General features: G+C 65.1%; 28 protein-coding genes. 7 read left to right on the forward strand and 21 right to left on the reverse strand.

Going from position 1 to position 22,900, the window contains the following annotated elements; genetic code table 11:
• Positions 1-24: 24 nt before the first annotated feature.
• Both IRL76_RS13055 and IRL76_RS13060 read right to left on the reverse strand, forming a co-directional pair.
• Entirely contained in the window at positions 25-450 is a 426-nt protein-coding gene (locus IRL76_RS13055; RefSeq protein WP_200981752.1) for a hypothetical protein, read from the reverse strand.
• Entirely contained in the window at positions 443-1,135 is a 693-nt protein-coding gene (locus tag IRL76_RS13060; RefSeq protein ID WP_200981753.1) for an EI24 domain-containing protein, read from the reverse strand. The genes IRL76_RS13055 and IRL76_RS13060 overlap by 8 nt, the downstream gene beginning before the upstream one ends.
• A 113-nt stretch (positions 1,136-1,248) precedes the next feature.
• On the opposite strand from IRL76_RS13060, the gene IRL76_RS13065 reads away from it, so the two are divergent.
• On the forward strand, positions 1,249-2,244 hold the full coding sequence (locus IRL76_RS13065; RefSeq protein ID WP_200981754.1) for an adenosine kinase: 996 nt from the start codon (positions 1,249-1,251) through the stop codon (positions 2,242-2,244).
• On the opposite strand, the gene IRL76_RS13070 is transcribed toward IRL76_RS13065, so the two are convergent.
• From IRL76_RS13070 to purD, 3 genes are all read right to left on the reverse strand, one after another.
• Complete coding sequence (locus tag IRL76_RS13070) at positions 2,241-2,585, reverse strand: VOC family protein (protein WP_200981755.1); 345 nt, start codon at positions 2,583-2,585, stop codon at positions 2,241-2,243. The two genes, IRL76_RS13065 and IRL76_RS13070, sit on opposite strands and share 4 nt — an antisense overlap.
• Positions 2,586-2,601: 16 nt before the next feature.
• Entirely contained in the window at positions 2,602-3,006 is a 405-nt protein-coding gene (locus IRL76_RS13075) for a hypothetical protein (protein WP_200981756.1), read from the reverse strand.
• 71 nt (positions 3,007-3,077) lie between these two features.
• Positions 3,078-4,355, reverse strand: a complete 1,278-nt coding sequence (gene purD / locus IRL76_RS13080) for a phosphoribosylamine--glycine ligase (protein WP_200981757.1) — start codon at positions 4,353-4,355, stop codon at positions 3,078-3,080.
• Here purD and xseA point away from each other — a divergent pair.
• Genes xseA through IRL76_RS13100 form a run of 4 tightly spaced genes read left to right on the forward strand, consistent with a single transcriptional unit; the run spans position 4,354 to position 7,927 of the window.
• Positions 4,354-5,751 (forward strand): exodeoxyribonuclease VII large subunit, encoded by a 1,398-nt coding sequence (gene xseA / locus IRL76_RS13085; RefSeq protein WP_200981758.1) that lies wholly within the window; start codon positions 4,354-4,356, stop codon positions 5,749-5,751. The two genes, purD and xseA, sit on opposite strands and share 2 nt — an antisense overlap.
• Positions 5,752-5,775: 24 nt before the next feature.
• Positions 5,776-5,985, forward strand: coding sequence for a DUF2093 domain-containing protein (locus tag IRL76_RS13090; RefSeq protein ID WP_200981759.1), 210 nt, complete (start codon positions 5,776-5,778; stop codon positions 5,983-5,985).
• Positions 5,982-6,920, forward strand: coding sequence for a M23 family metallopeptidase (locus IRL76_RS13095; protein ID WP_246449796.1), 939 nt, complete (start codon positions 5,982-5,984; stop codon positions 6,918-6,920). The genes IRL76_RS13090 and IRL76_RS13095 overlap by 4 nt, the downstream gene beginning before the upstream one ends.
• A gap of 14 nt (positions 6,921-6,934) precedes the next feature.
• On the forward strand, positions 6,935-7,927 hold the full coding sequence (locus IRL76_RS13100) for an esterase-like activity of phytase family protein (RefSeq protein ID WP_200981760.1): 993 nt from the start codon (positions 6,935-6,937) through the stop codon (positions 7,925-7,927).
• Between the two features lie 67 nt (positions 7,928-7,994).
• On the opposite strand, the gene rpmB is transcribed toward IRL76_RS13100, so the two are convergent.
• Positions 7,995-8,282, reverse strand: coding sequence for a 50S ribosomal protein L28 (gene rpmB / locus IRL76_RS13105; RefSeq protein ID WP_200981761.1), 288 nt, complete (start codon positions 8,280-8,282; stop codon positions 7,995-7,997).
• Between the two features lie 156 nt (positions 8,283-8,438).
• On the opposite strand from rpmB, the gene IRL76_RS13110 reads away from it, so the two are divergent.
• On the forward strand, positions 8,439-8,894 hold the full coding sequence (locus IRL76_RS13110) for a nucleoside deaminase (protein WP_200981762.1): 456 nt from the start codon (positions 8,439-8,441) through the stop codon (positions 8,892-8,894).
• A 48-nt stretch (positions 8,895-8,942) separates the two neighbouring features.
• Here the strand turns inward: IRL76_RS13110 and IRL76_RS13115 are convergent, their stop codons facing one another.
• The 6 genes from IRL76_RS13115 to IRL76_RS13140 all read right to left on the reverse strand — a co-directional run bounded on the left by IRL76_RS13115 (position 8,943) and on the right by IRL76_RS13140 (position 13,627).
• Positions 8,943-9,500, reverse strand: coding sequence for a hypothetical protein (locus IRL76_RS13115; RefSeq protein WP_200981763.1), 558 nt, complete (start codon positions 9,498-9,500; stop codon positions 8,943-8,945).
• Positions 9,501-9,562: 62 nt separating this feature from the next.
• Positions 9,563-10,267 (reverse strand): ribonuclease T2 family protein, encoded by a 705-nt coding sequence (locus IRL76_RS13120; RefSeq protein WP_246449798.1) that lies wholly within the window; start codon positions 10,265-10,267, stop codon positions 9,563-9,565.
• A gap of 13 nt (positions 10,268-10,280) precedes the next feature.
• Positions 10,281-10,697: a hypothetical protein gene (locus tag IRL76_RS13125; protein ID WP_200981765.1), complete on the reverse strand. Its 417-nt coding sequence runs from the start codon at positions 10,695-10,697 to the stop codon at positions 10,281-10,283.
• A 40-nt stretch (positions 10,698-10,737) separates the two neighbouring features.
• On the reverse strand, positions 10,738-11,598 hold the full coding sequence (gene nadC / locus IRL76_RS13130) for a carboxylating nicotinate-nucleotide diphosphorylase (RefSeq protein ID WP_200981766.1): 861 nt from the start codon (positions 11,596-11,598) through the stop codon (positions 10,738-10,740).
• The gene (locus IRL76_RS13135) at positions 11,598-12,398 is read right to left on the reverse strand and encodes a LytR/AlgR family response regulator transcription factor (protein ID WP_200981767.1); all 801 of its coding nucleotides are present in this window, start codon (positions 12,396-12,398) and stop codon (positions 11,598-11,600) included. Before IRL76_RS13135 ends, nadC begins: the two co-directional genes overlap by 1 nt.
• Positions 12,395-13,627 carry a sensor histidine kinase gene (locus IRL76_RS13140; RefSeq protein ID WP_200981768.1) on the reverse strand — a complete coding sequence of 411 codons (1,233 nt, stop codon included), beginning with the start codon at positions 13,625-13,627 and terminating at the stop codon, positions 12,395-12,397. The genes IRL76_RS13135 and IRL76_RS13140 overlap by 4 nt, the downstream gene beginning before the upstream one ends.
• A gap of 81 nt (positions 13,628-13,708) precedes the next feature.
• Between IRL76_RS13140 and IRL76_RS13145 the strand changes: the two genes are divergently transcribed.
• Positions 13,709-14,320, forward strand: coding sequence for an HD domain-containing protein (locus IRL76_RS13145; protein ID WP_200984330.1), 612 nt, complete (start codon positions 13,709-13,711; stop codon positions 14,318-14,320).
• 3 nt (positions 14,321-14,323) lie between these two features.
• Here the strand turns inward: IRL76_RS13145 and IRL76_RS13150 are convergent, their stop codons facing one another.
• From IRL76_RS13150 to IRL76_RS13190, 9 genes are all read right to left on the reverse strand, one after another.
• Complete coding sequence (locus IRL76_RS13150) at positions 14,324-15,010, reverse strand: DsbA family protein (protein WP_200981769.1); 687 nt, start codon at positions 15,008-15,010, stop codon at positions 14,324-14,326.
• An 18-nt stretch (positions 15,011-15,028) separates the two neighbouring features.
• Positions 15,029-16,408 carry a M48 family metalloprotease gene (locus IRL76_RS13155; RefSeq protein WP_200981770.1) on the reverse strand — a complete coding sequence of 460 codons (1,380 nt, stop codon included), beginning with the start codon at positions 16,406-16,408 and terminating at the stop codon, positions 15,029-15,031.
• Positions 16,409-16,418: 10 nt separating this feature from the next.
• A complete protein-coding gene (locus IRL76_RS13160; protein ID WP_246449800.1) occupies positions 16,419-17,333 on the reverse strand; it encodes an alpha/beta hydrolase in 915 nt (304 codons plus the stop codon).
• A gap of 5 nt (positions 17,334-17,338) precedes the next feature.
• Positions 17,339-18,442, reverse strand: a complete 1,104-nt coding sequence (locus IRL76_RS13165) for a phosphatase domain-containing protein (RefSeq protein ID WP_200981772.1) — start codon at positions 18,440-18,442, stop codon at positions 17,339-17,341.
• Positions 18,443-18,503: 61 nt separating this feature from the next.
• On the reverse strand, positions 18,504-20,585 hold the full coding sequence (locus IRL76_RS14720; RefSeq protein WP_200981773.1) for a hypothetical protein: 2,082 nt from the start codon (positions 20,583-20,585) through the stop codon (positions 18,504-18,506).
• A gap of 115 nt (positions 20,586-20,700) precedes the next feature.
• Positions 20,701-21,150 (reverse strand): DUF2141 domain-containing protein, encoded by a 450-nt coding sequence (locus tag IRL76_RS13175; protein WP_200981774.1) that lies wholly within the window; start codon positions 21,148-21,150, stop codon positions 20,701-20,703.
• A complete protein-coding gene (locus tag IRL76_RS13180; RefSeq protein WP_200981775.1) occupies positions 21,147-21,863 on the reverse strand; it encodes a sterol desaturase family protein in 717 nt (238 codons plus the stop codon). The genes IRL76_RS13175 and IRL76_RS13180 overlap by 4 nt, the downstream gene beginning before the upstream one ends.
• 49 nt (positions 21,864-21,912) lie before the next feature.
• Positions 21,913-22,395: an MmcB family DNA repair protein gene (locus IRL76_RS13185; protein ID WP_200981776.1), complete on the reverse strand. Its 483-nt coding sequence runs from the start codon at positions 22,393-22,395 to the stop codon at positions 21,913-21,915.
• 60 nt (positions 22,396-22,455) lie between these two features.
• On the reverse strand, positions 22,456-22,854 hold the full coding sequence (locus IRL76_RS13190) for a hypothetical protein (RefSeq protein ID WP_200981777.1): 399 nt from the start codon (positions 22,852-22,854) through the stop codon (positions 22,456-22,458).
• Positions 22,855-22,900 lie beyond the last annotated feature (46 nt).

Raw genomic sequence — 22,900 nt, forward strand, 5'->3', positions numbered from 1 at the left:
CGAACCTGAAGAAATTCCCGTGTCTCAGCGCCTGAGCGCCCGTACGCAGGCGGCACGGTCGACGTCGAGCCCGTCGCTCGCGCGGCGCGCATCTACGTAGGTCGCGCTGGGTTCGGCGCGCGGCTGCAGCGGGTAGAGGTAGACATCGAGCACGCAGGCATCGCCGACGAACTGCAGCTTGCGCACATCCCCCTCCTTCACCGCCAGTCGCGGCGGGCCGAAAATGTTGGCGAGGGCGGTTTCGTTCTTCCCGATCACGCCCTCCAACCCCGGCAGGTTCATCACCTTGGGCGCGCGGAAAGCGGTGGTGGAGGGCGCGGGCTGCGTCACCTGCGGCGGCGGCGCGGACCTGACGACCGGTCGCTGTGGCGCTGGCGCGCCCACCTGGGGCGCGGGGTTCGATCCGCATGCGGCGAGGAGCGGGATGAGGAGGATGGGGAGTCTACGCATGAAGTCTTTCGGTCCGCCCGCGATGGACGAGGTGGGTTGCACTCGCCGCGCCGAGCACGGGTGCGAGAAGATTGACGAAGGGAACGAGCAGCATGGCCGCGACGATGCCGCCGAGCGCGAAGCGGGTCAGAGCACCGATGGGCGCGATCTCGTCCGCATTCCGGCGATGGCGCAGCCAGACCATGTCCTGCAATTCGCGGCCCAGTAGCAGCGCGTTGACCGTCCAGAAGACGAGCGCGGTGCCGATACCGGTCACCAGTAGGGCCGCGGCAAGCGGTAGGGCGAGGAGGTTAAACCCTACGGTCCTTCCGAGCGAGCGAAGGCTGTTCGCCAGTTCCTCCCGCAGCGGGAGTCGCCGCAGGCTGGCAGCGGCGTGGGGATAGTGTCGCGATTCGACGGCCTCGACGACCTCGTCAGCGAAGAATTGCAGGACAAAAAGCGCAACCACACGAAACAGCAACCACGCGGCTACCAGCATCCCCGCCGCGGCGAGCAGCGCGCCGAACCCTTGCGGGTCGCCCCCGGCATAGCGCTCCAGCGCGGCCTCGAGGAGGAAATAGAGCCCGACACCAAGCCCTGCGAAAATACCCAGCGATATCAGCGCGGTCTTGCCGAGAACCCGGAGGATTGCCGGATCGCCGAGCTGGCCGACCGAGAGGGCAAGGGCGCGCATGAGCGAGGTCATCAGGCGGCGGACTTGGCGGCGTGGTGCGCCCGAGTCAACGCCGCCCTTGGCCAATGCCCGACGAACCGCTAACCGCGCCCGACGTATCCAGAATCCCCCTACCCGGAGTACCCATGACCGAACCCCGCTACGACGTCATCGCGATCGGTAATGCCATCGTCGACGTGATGTCCCCCTGCACCGACGAGCTGATCGAGGAGCTCGGCCTCGCCAAGGGCGGGATGACGCTGGTGGACGAAGACGGCGCCCGCCGCCTCTACGATGCCATGGGTCCGGCGAAGGAAATTTCCGGCGGCTCGGCGGCCAATACGCTTGCCGGCATGTCGGCACTGGGCGCGCAGTGCGCCTTCATCGGCCAGGTCGCGAAGGACCAGCTTGGCGACGTCTTCAGCCACGACATTCGCGCCGTCGGCATCGATTTCGACACGCCTGCACGCGAAGGCCAGCCTTCCACCGCGCGCTGCCTGATCTTCGTTACGCCCGATGGCGAGCGGACGATGAACACCTTTCTCGGCGCGAGCCAGTTCCTGCCGCCCGCCGCTCTCGACGACGAAACCATCGCCAGCGCCGCGATCCTCTATCTCGAAGGCTATCTGTGGGACCCCGAAGAGCCGCGCAGTGCCATGCGCCGCGCGATCGAGGTCGCGCGCAAGGCTGGTCGCAAGGTCGCCTTCACGGCCAGCGAAAGCTTCGTCATCGACCGCCATGGCGACGATTTCCGCGCGCTCATCGACGAAGGCCAGATCGACATCCTCTTCGTCAACGAACACGAACTCGCCTCCCTGACCGGGGAGAGCGATTTCGAGAAGGGTGTTGCGGCGGTTGCGGGCAAGGTTCCCGTGCTCGTCGCCACGCGCAGTGCCAAGGGCGCCATCGCGGTAGCGCATGGCGTGCGCGCCGAAGTCGAGGCGGAGCCGGTTGCACAGGTGGTCGACACCACGGGCGCGGGCGACCTCTTTGCCGCCGGGTTCCTTACCGGCCATGCCCGTGGCGCCAGTCTCGAGCGGTGCCTGCGCATGGGTGCGATCTGCGCCGCTGAGATCATCTCGCACTACGGCGCGCGCAGCGAGGTCGACTTGAGGGCGCTGGTGGCTGAAAAGCTCGGCTAAAGGTCCGGACGCAGCGTCCGGTCGATCTCCATCAGTTCGACCGGGGCGCCGCGCACTTCAACGAAGGCCACGCGCACGCCCTTGCTCGGCGAGTTGGGCGCGATAAGCACCTTGTGATCCGCCATTGCCGCTTCGAGGTCGTCCACCTCGAAGGCGACGTGCGGCACGGTCTTGACGAGATCGGGGTAGGGCGCACCCTCCCAGTATCGCTGCCACTGGATGCCGAAGGGGTTGTCCTGGTGATCGCTGACGGTGATCTGCAGGTGCGGCAGGTCGATTTCGCCCTCGAACCCGTCCTGCGTCGGAATGCCGATATGGTTGAAGCGTGCGCCCTTGATCATCGCACGCCGCCCATGTTCAATAGACCGGCTTTTCGTAGTTCGGGTCGCGCAATCGCAGCATGTGGCGCGCGATCGTTTCGACCTGCTTCTGGTTGAGGTCGAAATCCATTTCCTCGGGATAATTGTGCGCGTCGGCCAGCCAGATCGCCAGGGTCGCATCGGTCAGCCCCGGGCTGTTGGCGATATCGGCGAAAGGCGGAGACTTGGGGTTGGGCGAAAGGCCCGGCGGCTCGACTGCGTGGCAACCGCCGCATGCTGCCTGCGCAAAGGCAAGGTCGGTGGCGGCGTCGGTCCCGCCTTCCTCCGCGAGGATAGGTCTCGGAACTGACGAGACATGGGTCGCACCGGGTTCACTGGTCGCAATGCAGGACGTCAGCGCGATGGCGAAGCCGGCGATGAGGGCGGGTGTGCGATAGGCCATAGGACAATTGTGCGCCCGCCATGGCTGTCAGATCAACTGCAAAATCGGCACTGCTGCTTGCGCGCCCTGCGTCACGCGTCGCGTTCGCGCCTCACCTCGCGCTGGCCGATGTCGCGGCGGCAGAAGCCATCGGGAAAATCGATTGCGTCGACGGCAGCATAGGCCTTGCGCTGCGCGTCGGTCGCGCTTGCGCCCTTGGCGGTAACGTTGAGAACGCGTCCGCCGCTTGCGACCAGCTTTCCGCCATCCATCGTCGTGCCGGCGTGGAAGACCTTGGCCCCGTCGGTCTCGGCATTTCCGAGATCGATGGCGCCGCCCTTCTTGGGCGTGCCGGGATAACCCTCGGCCGCCATGACCACCGTCAGCGCGAATTCGTCCGCCAGCTTCGGCGCGGCGACTTCGCCCAGCTTCCCCTGCGCGCAGGCGAGCATCAGTTCGACGAGGTCGTTTTCCAGCCGCATCATCAGCACCTGGCACTCGGGATCGCCGAAGCGGGCGTTGTATTCGATCAGCTGCGGCCCCTCGCTCGTCAGCATCAGCCCGGCATAGAGGACGCCCGAATAGGGCATGCCCTCTTCGCGCATGGTCCTGACCGTCGGCTCGACGATTTCGCGCATGGCGCGGGCCTGCAGCGCCTCGGTCAGCACGGGTGCGGGCGAATAGGCACCCATGCCGCCGGTGTTGGGACCGGTGTCGCCATCGCCGACGCGCTTGTGGTCCTGCGCGGTGCCGATGGGAGTGATGGTCGTGCCGTCGGTGAGCGCAAAGAAGCTCGCCTCTTCGCCGGTGAGGAACTGCTCGATCACCACCTCGCTCCCGGCGGCGCCGAACTGGCCGTCGAACATGTCGTGAAGCGCGTGCTGCGCTTCATCGCGCGTTTCGGCGATGATCACGCCCTTGCCCGCCGCGAGGCCATCGGCCTTGAGCACGAAGGGCGGGTCGAAGCGTTTCAGCGCGCCCCAGGCCTGTTCGAGCGAGGCGCAGCGTTCGTAGCGGGCTGTGGGAATGTTGGCCCGCTTACACAGCTCCTTGGTGAAGCCCTTGCTCCCTTCGAGCTGCGCTGCCTGCCTGGAGGGACCGAAGGTATCGATCCCCGCGGCGCGGAGCGAATCCGCAAGCCCGTCGACCAGTGGCGCCTCGGGCCCGATGACCACGAGAGCGATGTCGTTTTCGCGCACGAAAGCGATTACTGCGTCATGGTCGGTCGCGTCGAGCGCGACGCATTCCGCCTCCTGCGCAATGCCGGGATTGCCTGGCGCGGCCCACAGCTTGTCGCACATGGGCGATTGCGCCAGCTTCCACGCCAGCGCATGTTCGCGCCCACCGCTGCCGAGCAGAAGGATATTCATGGCCGACGTTCCCCAGGATTACGAAGATGAAGATGAGGGGCTGGTAGCGAAGGGTCGCGCCGGGGACAACGCCGAGCCGCTCTCGATCAGCGAAATCTCGCAGATGCTGAAGCGCACGGTCGAGGACCGTTTCGGCTTCGTGCGCCTGCGCGGCGAGCTGTCGGGAGTGAAGCGGGCGGCATCGGGCCATCTCTATTGCGCGCTTAAGGACGACAAGGCGGTCATCGACGGGGTGATGTGGCGCGGCAGTGCCGAGCGCCTGCCGTTCCGGCCGGAGGACGGGCTGGAGGTCGTCGCCAGCGGCAAGCTCACCACCTATCCTGGCCGCTCCAAGTACCAGATCGTCATCGACCGCATGGAGCTTGCGGGCGAGGGCGCACTGCTCGCGCTGCTCGAGAAGACCCGTGCACGGCTGGCGGCGGAGGGACTGTTCGACGAACGCCGCAAGCGGGCGCTGCCGTTCCTGCCGAGGACCATCGGCGTCGTCACATCGCCTACCGGCGCGGTCATTCGCGACATCCTCCACCGCCTTGCCGACCGCTTTCCCACTCGCGTCATCGTCTGGCCGGTGCTGGTGCAGGGGCAGGGCGCGGCAGAGCAGGTGGCCGCGGCAGTGCGCGGCTTCTCCGCCATGCCCGAGGGCCATCCGGACCGCCCCGACCTCGTCATCGTCGCGCGCGGTGGCGGCTCGATCGAGGACCTGTGGTCCTTCAACGAGGAGGTCGTCGTCCGCGCCATCGCCGAATGCTCGATCCCCACGATCAGCGCGGTCGGGCACGAAACGGACACGACGCTGGCCGACTATGCCGCCGACCGCCGCGCACCCACACCCACCGCGGCCGCCGAAATGGCCGTGCCGGTGCGCGCCGAACTCGCCGCGACGCTCAAGGATTTCGGTGCGCGCAAGGAGCGCGCTATTCTGCGGCCCGTGCAGCTGGGGCGCGAACGGCTGGAAGCGCGCGTCCAGCGCCTGCCGCGGCCCGAGGCACTGCTCCAGCCGCAGGCGCAGCGCCTCGACGATCTGGTGGGGCGCCTCGGAAATGGCTTGCGGGAAAGGGCCAATCGGGCGCGCGAGCGGCTCCAGTCGGATCGCGCACGGCTCAATGCCCCGCTGCTCAGGGCCAGAATCGAGCGGGCGCAGGACCGGTTGAGCGCGGTGGCGCGGCTGATGATCTCGCTCGATCCCGACAATGTGCTCCAGCGCGGCTATGTCCGGGTGGTCGGATCGGGCGGCACGGTGACCGACAAGGCGGTCGCTGCGAAGGAGGCCCTGCTGACCCTCAAGTTCCGCGACGGCGACCTTGCGGTTACTCCATCCGCCAGTGCATCGCCCCCGGTGCGGCGCAAGCCCGCGCCCCAGGGAACGCCGCCGAAGCAGGACGATTTGTTCGGATAGGCCCGAAGTGCTAGGAGCGCGGCCATGCTGATGAACAAGAACTCGACCCCCTCCAACGGCGAGGCCCGGCTCCATTACGGGCCGAGCGGCTTTCGCGTACTTCGCGCCGGCCAGTTCGTGACCTGTGCGATGAGCGGCGTGCCCATCGCGCTCGAGGAGCTGCGTTACTGGTCGGTCGAGTACCAGGAACCCTACGCGACTGCGCAACTGGCGACCGAGCGACTGAAGCCGTGACCGCGCGCCGGGTCGCACCGCTCCTTCCGACTATCGCCCTTGCCGCCTGCGTCCCGGCATCCGAGCCGGTCGGGACGAGCGTTCCTGTGCCGGTGGCGGAGACGGTCCAGCCGATTCGCACCCCCGCTCCCACCCCTGCGCCCGCCAGCATGCCGCCATCGGCAGTCTCCTCGCGCCCGCAGGTCTTCACCTTCGCCGGCGAACTTACGCAGGGCGGCTTCCTGCGCGGCACCGTGCCCGGCGGCGCAGTGTCGGTGAAGCTGGATGGCGAGGATGTCGCCTTCGGCAGCGACGGGCGCTTCTTCGCCGCTTTCGACCGCGACGCAGGCACCAATGCCACGCTGGTCGCGACCATGCCCGACGGGCGCGAGATCCGCAGTCCCGTCAGCATATCCCCGCGCGACTGGCAGATCGAGCGCATCAATGTCGCCCGCACCCCGGGCGGCGCATCCGATTCGTACATGAAGATCCGCCAGCCCGAGCTCGACGCGATCTGGGCATCGCGGCAGAAGCAGACCGGGGCGCAAGGCTGGCAGCAGGAGTTCATCTGGCCGGTGAAGGGCCGCATCTCGGGCCGCTTCGGTTCGCAGCGCATCTATCGCGGCGAGCCCGGCGCCTACCACACGGGCCTCGACATCTCGTCCGGGACCAGCGGCACACCCTATGTGGCGCCGGCTGACGGCGTCGTCGTGCTCGCGGTGCAGGGTTACAGCCTCGAGGGCAACCTCCTGATCATCGACCATGGCAACGGGCTCAACAGCGCCTTCCTCCATTCCTCGCGGCTGTATGTAAAGGAAGGGGACGTGGTGAAGCAGGGCCAGCATATCGGCGATATCGGCATGTCGGGCCGCGCCACCGGCCCGCACCTGCACTGGAGCATCAAGTGGCACGAGGCGCGCCTCGATCCGCTGCTTTTCACCGGGCCGATGGACTGACGGCCCCGGGAGGAATGGTGCGTAGGGCAAGGTTGTTACTGGGCCTCCTCGTGGCCGGCACGCTCGGTGCTGCGACGTGGTTGCGCAGCGACCTGCCGGCTGCTGATCCCAAGCCCGCAATCCGCTTCGCGCGCCTGATATCGACACCCGCCAAAGTTGGCCCCTTCACGCTTGAGAAGGCCTGGCAGCTGATCAATCCGAAAAAGAACTTCGGCGGCTATTCGGCGCTGGTTGCGCTGCCCGATGGTACGCTGCGCGCAGGCAGCGATGGCGGTTCGTCACTGGATTTCCAGCAGCCGGATATCGATCCCGGCAATGGACGTGTGCGCTGGATGGCAAAGGCCGAAATGGCCGACAAGCAATCGGTCGATCTCGAAGCCCTGACCAGCGATGCGGACGGACGCACGATCTGGGGGGCCTATGAGATGAGCAATTCCATCGTTCGCTTCACCACCGACATGGAGCGGCGTGGCGAAATACGTCCCGCGGCAATGGCCGACTGGGGCAGCAATTCCGGTCCCGAAGCATTTACCCGTCTTGCCGACGGACGCTTCCTCGCGATCGAGGAGCGGGAGCTGGAATGGGACGGCGCGCGCCATCGCGCAGTGCTGTTCGACGGTGACCCCGTAGCGGGCGGCAAGGCGAGGAAGCTGACCTTCGTGGGTATCGCGGGTTATCGTCCGGTGGACCTGGTGGCAGTCGGGGGCGGGCGGGCGCTGGTGCTTTTCCGCGACCTCGTCTTCGGCCTCCCGCCGCGATTTCGCACGGCGATCGGTATCATTGACCTGGATTCGGCGAAGGATGGCGGGGACATCCGCACCAGCGTGCTCGCCAGGTTCGACGGGCGCATTCCGCAGGACAATTACGAGGGCATGGCCCTGACCCGGGATTCACAGGGCACGCATGTCTGGCTCATCTCGGACGACAATCTCATGCAGTACCAGCGCACGCTGCTGCTCAAACTGCGCTGGAACGAGGGCCGCGAACGGCAAAAGGCGCGCGAGTGAACCCGCGCGCCCTTGCTGTTGTCCGTTGAGGAAGAGGCGCCGAAGCGCCCCAAACCTTGCAGCGTTCTTAGGAAGCCGCCGCAGCCTTCTTCAGCTCGCGCTTCACCTTGAGCGCGTTGGCCGAAAGCTTCTCGTCCTTGGTCTTCAGCAGCCAGTTGTCGAGGCCGCCGTTGTGCTCGACCGAACGCAGGCCCTGGGTCGAAACGCGGAACTTGAAGCTGCGGTCGAGCTTCTCGCTCAGCAGCGTGACGTTCTGCAGGTTCGGCAGGAAGACCTTCTTGGTCTTGTTGTTGGCGTGGCTCACATTGTGACCGACCTGGCGGCCCTTGCCGGTGAGTTCGCAAATGCGCGACATGATACGTCTCTCGTTCAAATGGCTGGGCGAGTTCCCTTGGCCGCATTTTGCGGGCGCGGGGCTCATTTATCCCGGAAAGCGGCGCGCATAGCGGCGACCTCGCGAATCGTCAAGCACGTTGCGCCCCCGGATGCGAGGGGCTAGCGCGGCGCTGCGATGACCGGCTGGACCCTTCCCGTACCCATGGCCCGTGCCCTGGCTCAGGCCGAGCAATCGGCGGCTGCGGGCGAAGTGCCCATCGGCGCCGTCGTCACCTGCAGGGGCGAGGTCGTTGCCGAGGCGCATAACGAGCCGCGCGCCACGCACGATCCCACCGCCCATGCCGAAATCCTCGCGATTCGGCGAGCGGCAGAGGCGCTGGGCAGCGAGCGCCTGACCGACTGCGAGCTGTGGGTGACGCTCGAACCCTGCGCCATGTGCGCCGGGGCCATCGTGCATGCGCGCATCGCCAAGCTCTACTACGCCGCGAGCGACCCCAAGGGCGGCGCGGTCGAACACGGCGCGCGGGTGTTCGAACAGGACCAATGCCTGCACAAGCCCGAGGTCTATTCCGGCATGGGTGAGGCGCGGGCGGCGGAATTGCTGCGCGAGTTTTTCAGGGAGCGGCGGTAGGCGCGGCTTATGCGCCAGCAACCCGCAGAAATTGGCGGGCAGTTGCGGCTAGCTGGCGATCTCGAAAATGGCAGTTGCCAATACTTGCACCCTATCGAGCCGCTCACCTGACTTGTCCGCTCGACTGATGGTGATGGTCAGAGCCGGTTCTTCCCTGTTGCGGAAAACGGTCGTCGCAATGCCATCCTTCACCGTCGAAGTTTCGGACTGCCACCTGTTTTCGAAGTCAGTGGAAGAAAGGACGCTCTGGACGCTTGGTTGGAGATCGACGCCGCCGCCAGTAATGTGGCACATCGGCAGCTGATCAGAGACAACAAGGACATATCCTGCATCCGGCGAAGAGTTGATACGCCAATAGTGGTTGGCGCGCCGGAGTTGTGGCGGTGGGAAATTCACCTCTTCTACTCGGTCGACAAGACCCATCTGCGCTCCAAGGCCCACAGCCTCGACGAAAAGGCCGGTTCCATCTGCCCAGCTCGCAGGATTCAGCAGCCATTCTTCGCAACCGCGCAGCGCGCCGTCGAACCCTCTCTCGAGGTTGGCATCGGCATATATTGGTGACGACACAGATGCGCAGACCAAGGCGGCGGGGAGCAAATATCGCATTCCGAGACATTTACATGTGAAACCAGCAGTTTTCCACCCGATCGCTGCCAATCAATTCGCTATTACAACCCTCGCCAGATTTTCACCGATGCCTTATCGCGCGCGCCGAGCCGACCCCTCTCGCACGCCTTCGGCATGAAGCGCTTGTCATAACAGAGGCGCAATTCCTCCAGCCAGCCGCGCGAGTTGAGCTTCACGCCCACTGCCGAGGCCTTCCAGCCCGGGTTGGCGTCGACGAAGCGGGTGCGGATAGTCCCTGCGGTCAGGCCTTCCTCGCGGCTGATGCGGTCGAAATCGGGCATGGCGAGGCCGTCCCACAATATGCGGGTGACCTTGAAGTAGGTCGCCGGGCGACGCGCCATGCAGCTTCCGTGTTTGGCCCATTGCCGCGCAAGCAGGGCCGCCGAGGGCGACAGGCACATGTTCGGCTTGAGGTCTTGCGGGCGCGGCTGGGTCCCGGCGGCGCACCATTGGGGCCAGCTGCGCGAGCCTTCCGGCCACAGGCCGTGGACGACCATGCCGAAGCTGCCGCTGCGCCCCGAGCATTGCTGGCGATCGGCAGCGCGGGTCTCGCGTCCGCGGCAGTATTCCGGGCTCCAGCTCAGCGACAGCGTGTAGCCGGTGACCGCGCTGCGCCGTGGCGGCCCGTCCGGCGTGACCTTCGGCACCGCCAGCGTTCCCGGAATGCGGCACTGGTAGGCCTGTGCCAGCGCCGTCGCGGGTTGCAGCGCCAGCAGCGCTACGGCTGCCGACGGCAGGCCGCGCAACAGCTTCCCGATGTTAGGCGCCCCGCTTCTCGGCGAACCATGCCTTCGCATCGGGCCGGAACAGGAAATAGATCGCCGCCACGGTCATCACCGTGCTGACAAGCCCCGAGATGATCGACAGATCCATCCGGGAATCGAACGAGACGATGTAGGACACCACGCTCCAGCCGGTGAACAGGGCGATGATCCACTTCACCATCTCGATCCTGAGGACCGAGACGAGGAACCACAGCGCCAGGCTGATGACGACGCCGAAAAGCAGCGAGACGACGATCACCCCGCCGCCCATCGTGGCTTCGAGGCCCTGTGCGGCCATCTCCGCATTCGCGGCATCGACGATATTTCCGTAATTGAGCGCGACCCCGACCAGCCCCACGGCCACCGAGCCGAGATAGAGCATGTCGAACTTCTTCACCGATGCGGGCTTCATGCAACCTCCCAAGTTCGTTCTCGCGGCAAATGCCGCAAAGCTAGAGCGGGGTAAAGTCGAGACCGATGTCTGCTGCGGGCGCGCTTTGCGTCAGGCGCCCGACGGAGACGAAATCGACGCCCGTCGCGGCCTTGGCCTTGATCGTCTGGAGGTTGATTCCGCCGCTCGCCTCGGTCGGAACGCGGCCCGCCACCAACGCCACCGCCTCGCGCAGCGTCGCGGGGTCCATGTTGTCAAGCAGGAGCCGTGTCGCACCCGCGGCCAGCGCCGGTTCGATCTGGTCGATCCGGTCGACCTCGCAGATGATGTCCTTCACTCCCGCCGCGACCGCGCGTCGCACCGCCTCGCCCACCGATCCGGCGACAAGGACGTGGTTGTCCTTGATCATCGCCGCATCCCACAGGCCCATGCGATGGTTCGCACCGCCACCCATGCGCACGGCGTATTTTTCCAGATGCCTGAGACCCGGGATGGTCTTGCGCGTGTCGAGCAGGGTGCAATCGGGATTGTCCATCGCCCGCACATACTCGGCGACCATGGTAGCGATGCCGGAGAGGTGCTGGACGGTATTTAGCGCGCTGCGCTCGGCCGTAAGCATGGCCCGCGCATTGCCTTCCAGCCGCATCAGGTCGGTGCCGGCCGGGACGCTTGCACCCTCGTCCACGAGGATGTCGATTGTCATGTCCGGATCGAGTGCGCGAAGGAACGCCTCTGCTACAGGAAGCCCCGCAACCTCTATGGCATCACGAGTGTCCATTACACCGGAGAAGCGCGCATCGGCGGGGATGACGCTCTCGCTGGTGACGTCGATCCCGCCGCCCGGAAGCCCCTCGCCGAGGTCCTCCGCCAGCGTATCGCGCACGAAGCGGTCGAGGTCGAAGCCTTCGAGAGTGAATGCCATCAGTGGACGAAACGGGCCACGACGTCGCGGTACGAGCGGCTGACCTTCACCTCGGCGCCGCTATCCAGCACCAGGAAGCATTCGCCATTGGTGTGCGGCTTGACCTGCCGGACCTGGTCAAGATTGACGATGGTCGAACGGTGGACGCGCTGGAACTTGCGCGGGTCGAGGCGACGCTCGAGGTCCTTCATCGTTTCGCGCAGGATCAGCGAATTGTCGCCGGTGTAGATGCACATGTAGTCGCCGGCGGCTTCGATATGCTCGATCGTGCCAACCTCGACCCGGAAGATCTGGCCGCGGTCCTTGACGTTGATCAGCTTCTCGTAACGGCTTGCGGCCTCGGCATCGTCATCGGTCGAGAATTCCTCGGCGGCCTCGGGCGCGACTTCGGACAGCACGCTCTTCAGCTTCTCGGCTTCTTCGGTCGATTTCTTCTCGGCAAGGCGCTGGCGCACGCGCTCGATGGTGTCAGCGAGCTTGTCCTCGTCGACCGGCTTCATCAGGTAGTTGACCGCATTCGCTTCGAACGCACGGATCGCGTGTTCCTGGAAAGCGGTTACGAAGACGAACAGCGGCGGCTCGATTTCCATTACCCCTTGCACGACCGAAAAGCCGTCAAAGCCGGGCATCTGGATGTCGAGGAAGACGAGGTCGGGTTTCAGTGTCTTGATCGCGCGGATCGCCTCGCGCCCGTTCTGGCAGGTTTCGATGATCTCGACGTCCTCGAAGGGTTCGAGGCGGAGCTGGAGACCCTGGATGGCGAGCTTCTCGTCGTCGACGAGGATGGTGCGAATAGTCATGATGCCTGTGGTGCTTTCCGGGGAGGTTGCAGCGGAATAACGGGCGAGGCGCCCGCTTGTTTCTGGGAGGCTGCGATTTGAGCGCCGCTATCTGGCGCTGCGGTGAACGGAGCGGGCGCTTCGTCGCTCTCATAGGGCAGTTCGATGAGAACCGAGAAGCCGCCGCTCTCGGGCGAGCGGATTTCGAACCGGTGCTCGTCGCCATAGGCCTGGGCGAGCCGGTCGCGGATATTGGCCAGGCCGACGCCGGTGGAATCGCGCCGGGCGTTCGTCGGCCGCACTGCAGGGAGCCCCGCCTCGACACTGTTGAACGACATGCCCGGCCCGGTGTCCGCGACGGTCACGCGCAGGCGCGGGCCGACGACCTGTGCGACCACGCTGATTTCGGCACCCTCTTCCTGCGGGCTGACGCCGTACTTGATCGCATTCTCGACCAGCGGCTGGAGCAGCATGGACGGAAGGCAGGCCTTCGCTGCTTCGGGCTCGATGCGGAAATCGGTGCGCAGGCGCTCCTCGAACCGCATGCGCTCGATATCGAGATAGAGCTTCAGCGTCTCGACCTCCTGCGCGACCGTGACCTTGCCGCCGGGCTGAGTGACGAGGGTATGCCGCAGGAAGCTGGACAGTCGCGTCAGCATCGCATTCGCAGTCTCGGTCTGCTTGAGCAGGACCAAAGTGCTGATCGAATTGAGCGTGTTGAACAGGAAATGCGGGTTGAGCTGGTAACGCAGCATGGCGAGCTGCGCACTGGTTGCCTGCGCCTCCAGTCGTTCCAGCCGGTCGGCCTGTTCCTCGACCTGGAGGAAGAAATTGATTGCGTAATAGAGCGCCGACCACGCGCCCAGCAGGGTCAGGTCGATAAAGTAGATGCCGACGAACAGGCTGGCAAAGCTGCCCGAAGTCGCGCCCCCGGCAAGTTCGAGCACCCAGCTGTCGATGAAGGCATAGAGCCCGGTCGCGACCATCAGCACGACCGCCGTCGCGCCCCATGTGATCAGCGGGCGCTGCTTGATCAGCTGAGAGTAGATCACCGCCAGGATGAGGCTGACCGAAAAGCCGGTGATCGTGGCGATGAGGATGATGACCAGGCGGTCGGTCGGCTGGCCATTGGCAAGCGACGACATTGCGCGCAGCATCGCGGTCCCGCCCCAGCCGGCCAGCTGGAGGTTCCAGAACGCCTGGTTCTTGTTGGCAAAGAACGGCGTCGGTCGAATGGGCAGCACTGCCATTGCCGCCCCCTCTAGCCCAATTGCGACGAATTGCACCAGTCGCTACACTCACCCATGCTGACGAAGCGAGGGAGAGACGCGATGGGCGTGCACGAAACGATCGACCACGAGAACCGCGAACGGGCAAAGTTCCGTGAGATGAAGCAAGGCACGGCCGAGGATTGGGCGATCATCGGCGGGGAATATCGCGCCTTTGCCAAGGGCCTGCCCGACCGCGTGCTCGACCATCTCAAGCTGCTCGACGGTGATTTCGGCGGCTTCCCCGTCGACCGGCTGGAGCATTCGCTGCAGACCGCGACTCGCGCGCATCGCGACGGGCGGGACGAACAGTATGTCGTGATGGCGCTGTTGCACGACATCGGCGACACGCTCGGCAGCTACAACCATCCCGAAGTCGCGGCCTCGATCATCAAGCCCTTCGTTTCCGAAGAAGTCCACTGGATCTGCCAGAACCACGGGGCCTTCCAGGGCTATTACTACTTCCACTTCCTCGGCATGGACCAGAACGCGCGCGACAAGTTCATGGGGCACCCGCATTACGAGGCGTGCCGCGAGTTCTGCGAGAAGTACGACCAGTCGGCCTTCGATCCGGACTACGACAGCGAGCCGCTCGAATTCTTCGAGCCGATGGTGCGCCGCGTGATGGAGAAGCCGCTCGCTTCGATGTACGCTAAGGCTATCGCCGAAGAGTAAGCCTCAGATCTTGATGTCGAGCGCCTCGGCGAGGCGCGATGTCGGTACGAGCCCTTCGACCACTTCGCCACCGGCGATCCAGCTCGGCGTCCCGGTGAAGCCCAGCGTCCGGGCAAGGGCCATGTTGCGCTCGAGCTCCGCGGTCACCTCTTCCGACGTGGCGTAGGCGCTTGCGGCCTCCAGATCGACACCGGCGATCCTGGCTGCCTGCTCGATGGTCGTTGCGTTGGGCGGGCCGAGCTTGAACATCTCGTGATAGAAAGAGGCATACTTGCCCTGCTTGGCCGCGGCGAGGCCGATGCGCGCCCACGTCTCGCTGCCTTCGAAGATCGGCCATTCGCGAATCACGACCTTCAATTCGGGGTCTGCGGCAATCAGGCGATCGACCTGCGCCACGCTCTGGCGGCAATAGGTGCAGGCGAAGTCGGTGAATTTCACAAGGATCTTCGACCCGTTCGGATTGCCCAGCACCGCGCCGGGGAAGACGTCGTCGACCGCATCCTTAACCTCGGCCAGCCGCTCCTGCGACTGTCCCTGCTGGTAAGCCTGTGCCATTTCGGGAAGGATTTCGGGATTGGCGACGAGATAGTCGCGCACCTGCCCATTACCGAGGCCGGAAATGGACCAGATACCTGCCCCGGCAAAGCCGAAAACCAGCGCGATGATTGCGGTGACGATGTAGTTTCTCATGCCCCCTCCTATGCGGCCCTAAAGCCTGTCGCAATTGCGACCGCGCTGCATCTCGCACTCGCGTTCCAGCATGGCACGGGCCTCAAGACCGATATCCTGTGCGCGCAACCAGTCAGGAGTTCCGTTTTCCAGACCGGCCTCCGCTGCCTGCGCACTGCGCAGGGCGAAGGCGTATTGCCCGCTCATCACCTGTTGTTCCGCGCTGGCGAGCCGGGCGCGCGGCATGTCGCCCTTGGCCGCATAGACCACGCCGAGCTGGTACCATGCGAAGGGGTTGAGGCGATCGCGGCCGACTGCGGCGCGCAGAACTTTTTCAGCCTCGTCGTAATGTGAGCGGTCTTCGGTAGCGATGAGCGCATGGCCGAGGAGGCCGGCGATCAGCGGCTCGGCATTGGTCAGTTCGGTCGCCTTGCGCAGTGGCTCGATCGCCTCGGCGGGGCGCCCGGATTCGAGCAGGACCTGCCCCTTCAGTTCGAGGAAATAGGGATCCTGCGGATCGACCTTGAGCAACGCATCGGCCGCTTCAAGCGCGCGGTCCACGCGGGCGTTCTTGTGATAGGCATAGGCGCGGGCATAGAGGGCGGGGATACTGCGATCGCTCTCGGGATAGTCGCGCAGCGTCTCGTTGGGCTTGGCGATATAGCCAGTGAGCTTGGCCTTGATCCGTTCAAAACTGCGCTGGTTGCGCGCATTGGCGGGCTTGTCCCACGCGGGATCGGTCTCGTAGACCTGCTTCAGTGCCGAGATACGATCTCCCGACAGGGGGTGGGTGCGGTAGAAGCCGGCCTCGTCGCTCTGGCTGTAGCCATAGCGGAATTCTTGGTTGAGCAGCTTGCCGAAGAAGCTCAGCGATCCACGTCCGGAAATCCCTGCGCCGGACAGATACTTTGCCCCCGCCGCATCGGCCGAGGATTCCTGCGTCCGGCTGAAGGCGAGGAACTTGCCCAGTGCCGCCTGCTGCCCGGCGGCCATGATGCCCATGGCGGCATCACCCGCCCCGGCCAGCGCCGCGCCGAGCCCGGCAAGCATCGACAGGATGGTGATCTTGGTCGCATTCGCCGCGCCTTCGCCATAGCGCAGGATGTGCCCACCGGTGATGTGGCCGATTTCGTGGGCGATGACGCCCTGCACTTCCTCGGCGCTGTCGGCTGCCTCGATCAGCCCGCTATGGATGTAAACGGTCTGTCCGCCGGCGACGAAGGCGTTGATCGATGGGTCGTTGAGCAACACCACTTCGACATTGCCGGGCTTGAGACCGGCGGCTTCCACCAGCGGATCGGAGATTTCCTTGAGGAAGTGTTCGGTCTCGGCGTCGCGCAAAACGCTCTGGGCCGCAACCGGTTGGGCGGCGAGAATGCCGAGGGCAAGGAATGCCAGCAGGCGCGAGAGGAAACGCATTGCGCCCTTGCTAAGGCTTTCCGGCCTGAACCGGAACTGAAACTGCGGTGGCTTCGCGCGCAAACCTGGAAATCCGCGCAGCGACGTCGCGGCGGTCGCGCCATGGAGCGGCGAGCCAGATCAGCGGCGCATTGTGGTCCGCGTCTGGATAGAACAGCGTTTCGACCTTGGCCCCCTTGGCCTCGAGTGCGGCGGCAAGCGCACGCGTGTTGCGCGGTTTCACGAGGGTATCCTCTTCGCCATGGACCAGCAGCATCGGCGGCGCACCGGCCCTGGAGTGGTTTACCGGCTGGCTTTCGGCCCCGGCACCGACCGAACCGAAGCTGGCCTTGGTCGAATCGCTGTCGAAGGGGAAGAAGTCATAGGGTCCGGCAAGGCCGACGACCCCGCGAATGCTCGCTTCGGGCACGCCGCGTGCTGCCAGCCACTTGGGCTCGAGCGCAACCTGGACCACATTGTAAGCGCCGGCCGAATGGCCCGCCAGAACGATGCGGTCGGGATCGCCGCCCAGCCTTGCGGCATTGGCGCGGGTCCAGGCGATCGCGGCTGCCGTGTCCTCGAGCATCGCCGGATATCGTCCCGATTCGCCCAGGCGATAGGCGGCGAGCACAACCAGATAGCCTTCGGGCGCCATGGCCCGCGCGACGAAGCCGTAATCATCCGGATCGCCCCAGCGCCAGCTTCCGCCGTGGACGAACAGGAAGACCGGAATCGGTTCGCCGGCCTTGCCCTGGCGGTAGACGCGGACTTTCTGCTTCGCCGCATCGCCGTAGCGGGCCTTTTCGACCAGAACCACGTCGCGCTTGCCGCCGGCGATCCGGTCGACCGCGTCGAGCACGGCGGGCCCGTTGTTGCGGATGGCGAGCAAGAGCGCTCCACCGGCGAGGAGCAGCACCAGCACGATGCCGCCGAGTATCTTGATCATGCGCCTCATTTCTTTTGCGGGTCGGTGGTTTCTACTGTTTCGACGATGGCTCGCGCCTCCTCGTCGCCGAGGAGGCCGATCGAGGCAAGGAAATCGCGTCCGGTGGCGTAACTGTCGCCCAGCCAAAGCGGTATCTTGGCCGCTTCGATGGCCTTTTGCGCCGCGAGCTCCTCGGGGCTCATGGCTTCTCCCACCTTGCGAATGAAGATCGCCCGGATCCTGCCGGGGTGGTCTGTGGCGATCGCCGAGAATGCCGTGAGGTCGCCCTGGCTGTCATCGCCGATGAGGGCGAACTTGAGCTCCGGATAGGTGGCGAGAATTGCCTCGATTGCGACCAGCTTGTGCGCCCCATGGCTGGCCGAACCGAAGGTGTCGCGGTTGAGGCCCCAGTCGCGCAACATGATCGGGCCCAGCGGCAGTCCGCGTCCGCGAATGTAGGTGACCAGATAGGAGAACAGGTTCCACGGACTGGACGAGACATAGAAGAACGGTCGGTTGGTTGCCGGCTGGCTTTCGCCGGCATGCCCGTCACCCGCCGGCAAAATGGCCCCGCCTCCCAAGGCATTGTAGAATATGTCGGCACCTGGAACGAGGATGCGTTCCTCGGGCATTTCGAGCAGCACGCGGCGCCAATTGCGCATGACCGCCCCAAAATCGCCGGTGATTCCGGTTTCGACAATCGTGTCGTCAATGTCGGAAATGACGGCGAGACCCGTTGCAGTGCCCGGAGCGAGCACGTGCCCATCGATGCAGTGCGCCCCCGTCCCGTTGGTCCAGTGGAAGACGACCGTCTCCCATTGCGTTTGCTCGGCCAGGGCCCACTCCGGATCGAGCCGGATGTCGAAGTGGACGTAGCCCTCCTTGTCGGTCAGGCCCTGGTGGCGATGACTGGTACCGCCGGGGCGCGCGATTTCGAGCTCGACGGGGAGGTCGGGGACCTCGTGACTGACGAACTGCGCCAGCATGGTGCGCACTGCGCGCCAGCGGCCGCCCTTCTCGAACCGGTCTACTCGCGAGCGCAGGGCCCGGGCAGTGATGTGGAGCCGCTCGCGATTGCGGTATCCGAAATAAGGCTGGATGCGGACCGGAGCGGTGGGGAAAAACGGCATCGCCCGGGCGCTACCCAATGGAGCGCCCGGGCGACAAGGAATTTCTCGGTGTAGAAGGGGTTTAGCCCAGCAGCTTGCGCGCGGCGCGTTCGACCAGCGGGACGTCCTCTGGCACTTCGCCCAGCACCACCAGTTCGCCCTCGGGCGTGCGACGGACCATGACAAGCGCGAACTCGGGCCCGCCCTGGGGCAGCGCGTCGAAATCGACCGGATCGATCTTGCGCAGCTTTTTCGCCAGGGTCGAGCGTACGCCGTCGGTATCTTCGACGGGCTTGCCCTGCTCTTCCTTGCGCGCGCGGCGCTCGGCATTGACGACGCCCTTGAGGCCGCCCTCTGCTTCGTGAAGGAAGCCGGCGAGAGCGCCACGTTCCACTCCGATGCGATGTGCGTGCATCAGCACGGCGGCATATTCGGTGAGGCGGGTCTTGTCGTATTCCGCGCCGAACACGAGCTTGACGACCGGGGTCATCGGCGCGCGATCCTGAACGGTCAGGCCGTTGTCGGATAGCAGTTCGTCGAAACCTTCGGGGTCTGCCTCGGTCTCGAGGCTGAAGTCGTAGGCAAGGCCGACTGCGGCGTAGAGCGCCTTGCGGCTGCGGTCCTCGGTGTTCTGAGCCGCTTGGGCCAGTTCGCGCGCAGCAGCGAGGCAGTCGTAGAGGCCCTCCGGCGATTCCTCCGGCACCACGACCGGCTCGTCATCCTGGATTTCCTCGGAGACTTCCGCATCGACTGTAGCGACCGGTTCGGCAATTTCCTCGACGCTGTCTTCGACGACTTCCTCGAGTTCGAAAATCTCGTCTTCGCTGTCGTCGTCTTCGGCGATTGCCTCGAACCCGAGTTCGTAGGCGTCGTCCTCGTCTTCGCCATCGGCATCGAAGCCGGAGGTTTCGACGGAAATTTCATCGCTGAGCTCGAATGCCTCGCTTTCGACCACTTCGGATGCGGCGAAGTCTTCGTCGATCTCGTCCGCGACCTCATACGGATCGGGCAAAGAGAATGTAATGGTCGGCGGTTCCGGAACGAACTCCTGCGGAGTGGCCGGACCATCGTCCATGGCGGACAGGTCAACGGCTTTCTTGGTCCGTTCGCCGCGGCTCACCAGCGAAGTGAGGCTGCTCGATACGTCTTCGTCCGCCAGCGGATCGACCACGTCGTCGACGTCCTCGTTCTCGAGGTCTTCCTCGTCGTCCCAATCGGGCAGGCCGTAGTCGGCAGCAGTCTTCAGGCCGCCGTCGAAATCATCTTCGCCCTCGTCCGAGAGCTCGTATCCCTCGTCGTCGCGCAGGCTGCCAATCGGATTGCCAAGCGCATCGACGCCGCGGTGCGGTTTGATCGCTGCGTCGGAAACTTCCTCGGCCGCGCCGAAAGCCGGTTCGGGCAGTGCGGAAAGCGAAGCGTCTGCGGCTCCGGCGATGCTGCCTAGCTCGAGCACGTCGGCATCGTCCTCTTCGCTCTCGGCTTCGTCATCGTCCCAGCCATCGGCATCGACGGCGGTCAGGGTTTCGGCAGTCTCGATGTGGTGCTCTTCGTCGGCAAGGTCGTCGTCGAAGTCGCCCAGGGCCTGGCCGATCTGCAGCAGCAGTTCGTCGGCGGTCTGCTGGTCGGCCATCTCCTTCCAGTTGATCACGCCGTAGATGTAGTCGATCGTCTCGTTGTCGCTCGAATAGGGCAGCAGGATGCCGCGATAGAGCACGGTCACACCGCGTTCGTTCACGAATTCCGCTTCAAAGCCGATCGCCGCTTGGTTGGCGAGGATCTGCATGTAATGGTCGGTGATGCGGCTGAGGACCGAACGGCTCGGCACGTCGGACAGCTTGCCCATGGCACCGGCTTCGCCGCATTCCTCGACGAGCTCGGAGCCGACGAACAGGACATCGGGATCCTCGATACCGTCGACCATGCCGAGGAGGACGGAATAAGGACCGAAATCATCGAGCTTCTCCGGCTCGAGATCATCGATATTGGGGTAGTTCAGGTCGCCGAGCAGGCTTGCCCAATGATTATAGGCGCGCACCTGCATGCGCCGCTCGTCCTGCCCCACGGGCGAGGGCGGCGGATCGAGATCGGCATCCCCCTCATCGACGTAATCGTCGAAGAGTTCTTCTTCGTCATGCGTGCCGAAATAGCCGCCAAGCCTGTCCATTGGATTCCACTGCCCCCGAAAGAGTTGTGCTCATTCGGAAGAGGGTATGACCCCTGCGTGGTAAACATTGGGTTAAATACGTTTGCCAACTCTGCCCGGCGGCAGGGTCGGCGCATCAGAGCATGTAGCGCATGCGGATGGTAAGTGCCTGGTCCTGGCCACCGATATCGATGGCAGCATCGGAAAACTTCGGCGGGCCCATGCGCACTGCCGCATCGCGTGAGAAGCCGAAGCCTTCCTTGGGCATCATGCCCAGTGCCCGGTCGGCCTTGCCGTTGGAGTTTTCGTCATGGAGGAGAGCAATGGCGTATCGGCCCGGCTTTACGTCGGTGAAGGTGAAGCTCACGCTACCCTCGTGCGCCTGGGCCGTCGCGCCATAGGCACCGGGCACACCGCGACACTTCGGGAAACTCTTCATATCGGTGGTCATGCAGGCGCGAACGATGCCCTTGGCGTTGCGCACCTCGGTAACCTTGACGGTAATCGTTGCCCCGCCGGCGGGCGTTGTTGCACCACCGAGCATGGCGGCCAGGGGCAGGGCCAGTAAGGCGGCGAAGCGGCTCATATGTTCGCGCTCAGTCCGTGGTCGGTGCCACAGAGCCGGTCCCAGAAACGGAAATAGAGGCCGTAATTGCATCGATACTCTTCATGGTGACGCTGGTGATGGCTGGCCGTTATCAACCATTCTCCCAACCGCGAATGAACGAGCCGGCGGGGAAACATCTCCCAGCCCATGTGGTTGGTGACGCCCATCACCGTCATGACCAGAAGCACGAGTCCGAGCATGGCGACATGGATGGGTACGAGGAAAACGAGCGCCGGGATTACCACCGCCCCTGTAATCGCTTCCCACGGATGGAAGCTCATCGCGGCCCAGGCCGTCGGCGGGCGGCTGGCATGGTGGACGGCATGGGCAATGCGGAACAGGCGCGGCCGATGCATCCAGCGATGGGTCCAGTAGAACCAGGTGTCGTGCGCGAAAAGAAAGATGAGCGGCGCCAGCGGCAGGTACCAAACGGGGTAGTCGGTCCAACCGGTGTATATCCGGGTCCAGCCATGCTCCTGCCAGCCCCAGGCGACGACGCCCGCGGGGATGCCGTAAATGGCCGCCGAGGCGAACGACCAGCCGATCTCGCGCCGGATCTGCGGGCCGAGCTTCGTGTGATAGCCGGGGCGGACATGCCGCGTTAGCAGGGCGAAGCCGCCGCTGGTCGCCAGGTAACGCACCGCGACGATGGCGGTCATGGCGAGTGCTGAAAAGGCGATCCCGGTCCACATGCTTGCGCCACCCTATGCCCGAGGCGTGCAAATGCGAACAGGGGCGTTGCTATTCGGCGGTGCCCCAGGGCGCACAGTGTGGATCGATGGCAACGGTCATCCGGCGCAGCGCCGCGCGGGCGAGACGTTCGACCTCGACCTTGCGGCGTGCAGCGGCAAGCGGGTGCAGTGGTGCGGGGCGCAGGATCTCGCCGTCATACCCGTCGGCCACAATGATGCCGCAGCAACCAGGGCGATAGTCGGGCCCCTCCAGCGGAGAACGATCGAGCCCCGGCGGCAGACCCCAGTAGAAGCGGTCGCAAAAGTCGAGATAGTCGGGCCACTTGCCATCGCCCAGCAGGTCTCCTCGCTGGACCTTGATCTCTACGATGATGATCCGACCCTTGGGGTCGACGCCCATGAGATCGGCGCGGCGGCCGTTGCGCAGGGGCATTTCGGGAATGCACCAGATGTCGTTGCGGGCGAACAGCCGTGCAATGCCACGCGACACGCTTGCCGCTGTTTCCGCCTGTGCCAATGCCGAATCCGTCATCCGGCGAAACTGGAACAGATGGCGAACGACGTCAACCGTCGATCGAACGCGAAAGTTGGCTCAGTCGGTCTCGACGATGCTCAGGATAGCAGCGCGCGCGTGGTGGAATTCGCGCCACAGCGTCAGGGCGGCGGCGGTCGTGTCCTTGCCCTGCGCCGTGATCGCCAGGAGGGCGCGCAGGCCAGGCTGCATCACGGCGGAGAGATCGTCGATCCCGCGGGCGACCGCCTCGAAGGTGTAGCCGCCGGTTTCGGCAGCGCGCAAAGGCAGGGCGAGCACTTCGTCGCTCGGTTCCTCGCGACCCAACTGGGCAAGGTGGCCGACTGCGGCGGCGGCCTCGTGCACCGCTTCCCACTGGTTCGCCAATGTCGCCACATCCCCCAACAGGCGGGGCGACGCGGCAACCGGCGGCAACATGGTGGCCTGGCTCAGGTCGAATTCGTGGGACATCGCGCTCATGCATGCGATGATTAACCCGGCATGCTTGCCAAATGGCTAACGCGTG

Origin of the sequence: Qipengyuania soli, assembly GCF_015529805.1 — a bacterium.
Classification (GTDB): domain Bacteria; phylum Pseudomonadota; class Alphaproteobacteria; order Sphingomonadales; family Sphingomonadaceae; genus Qipengyuania; species Qipengyuania soli.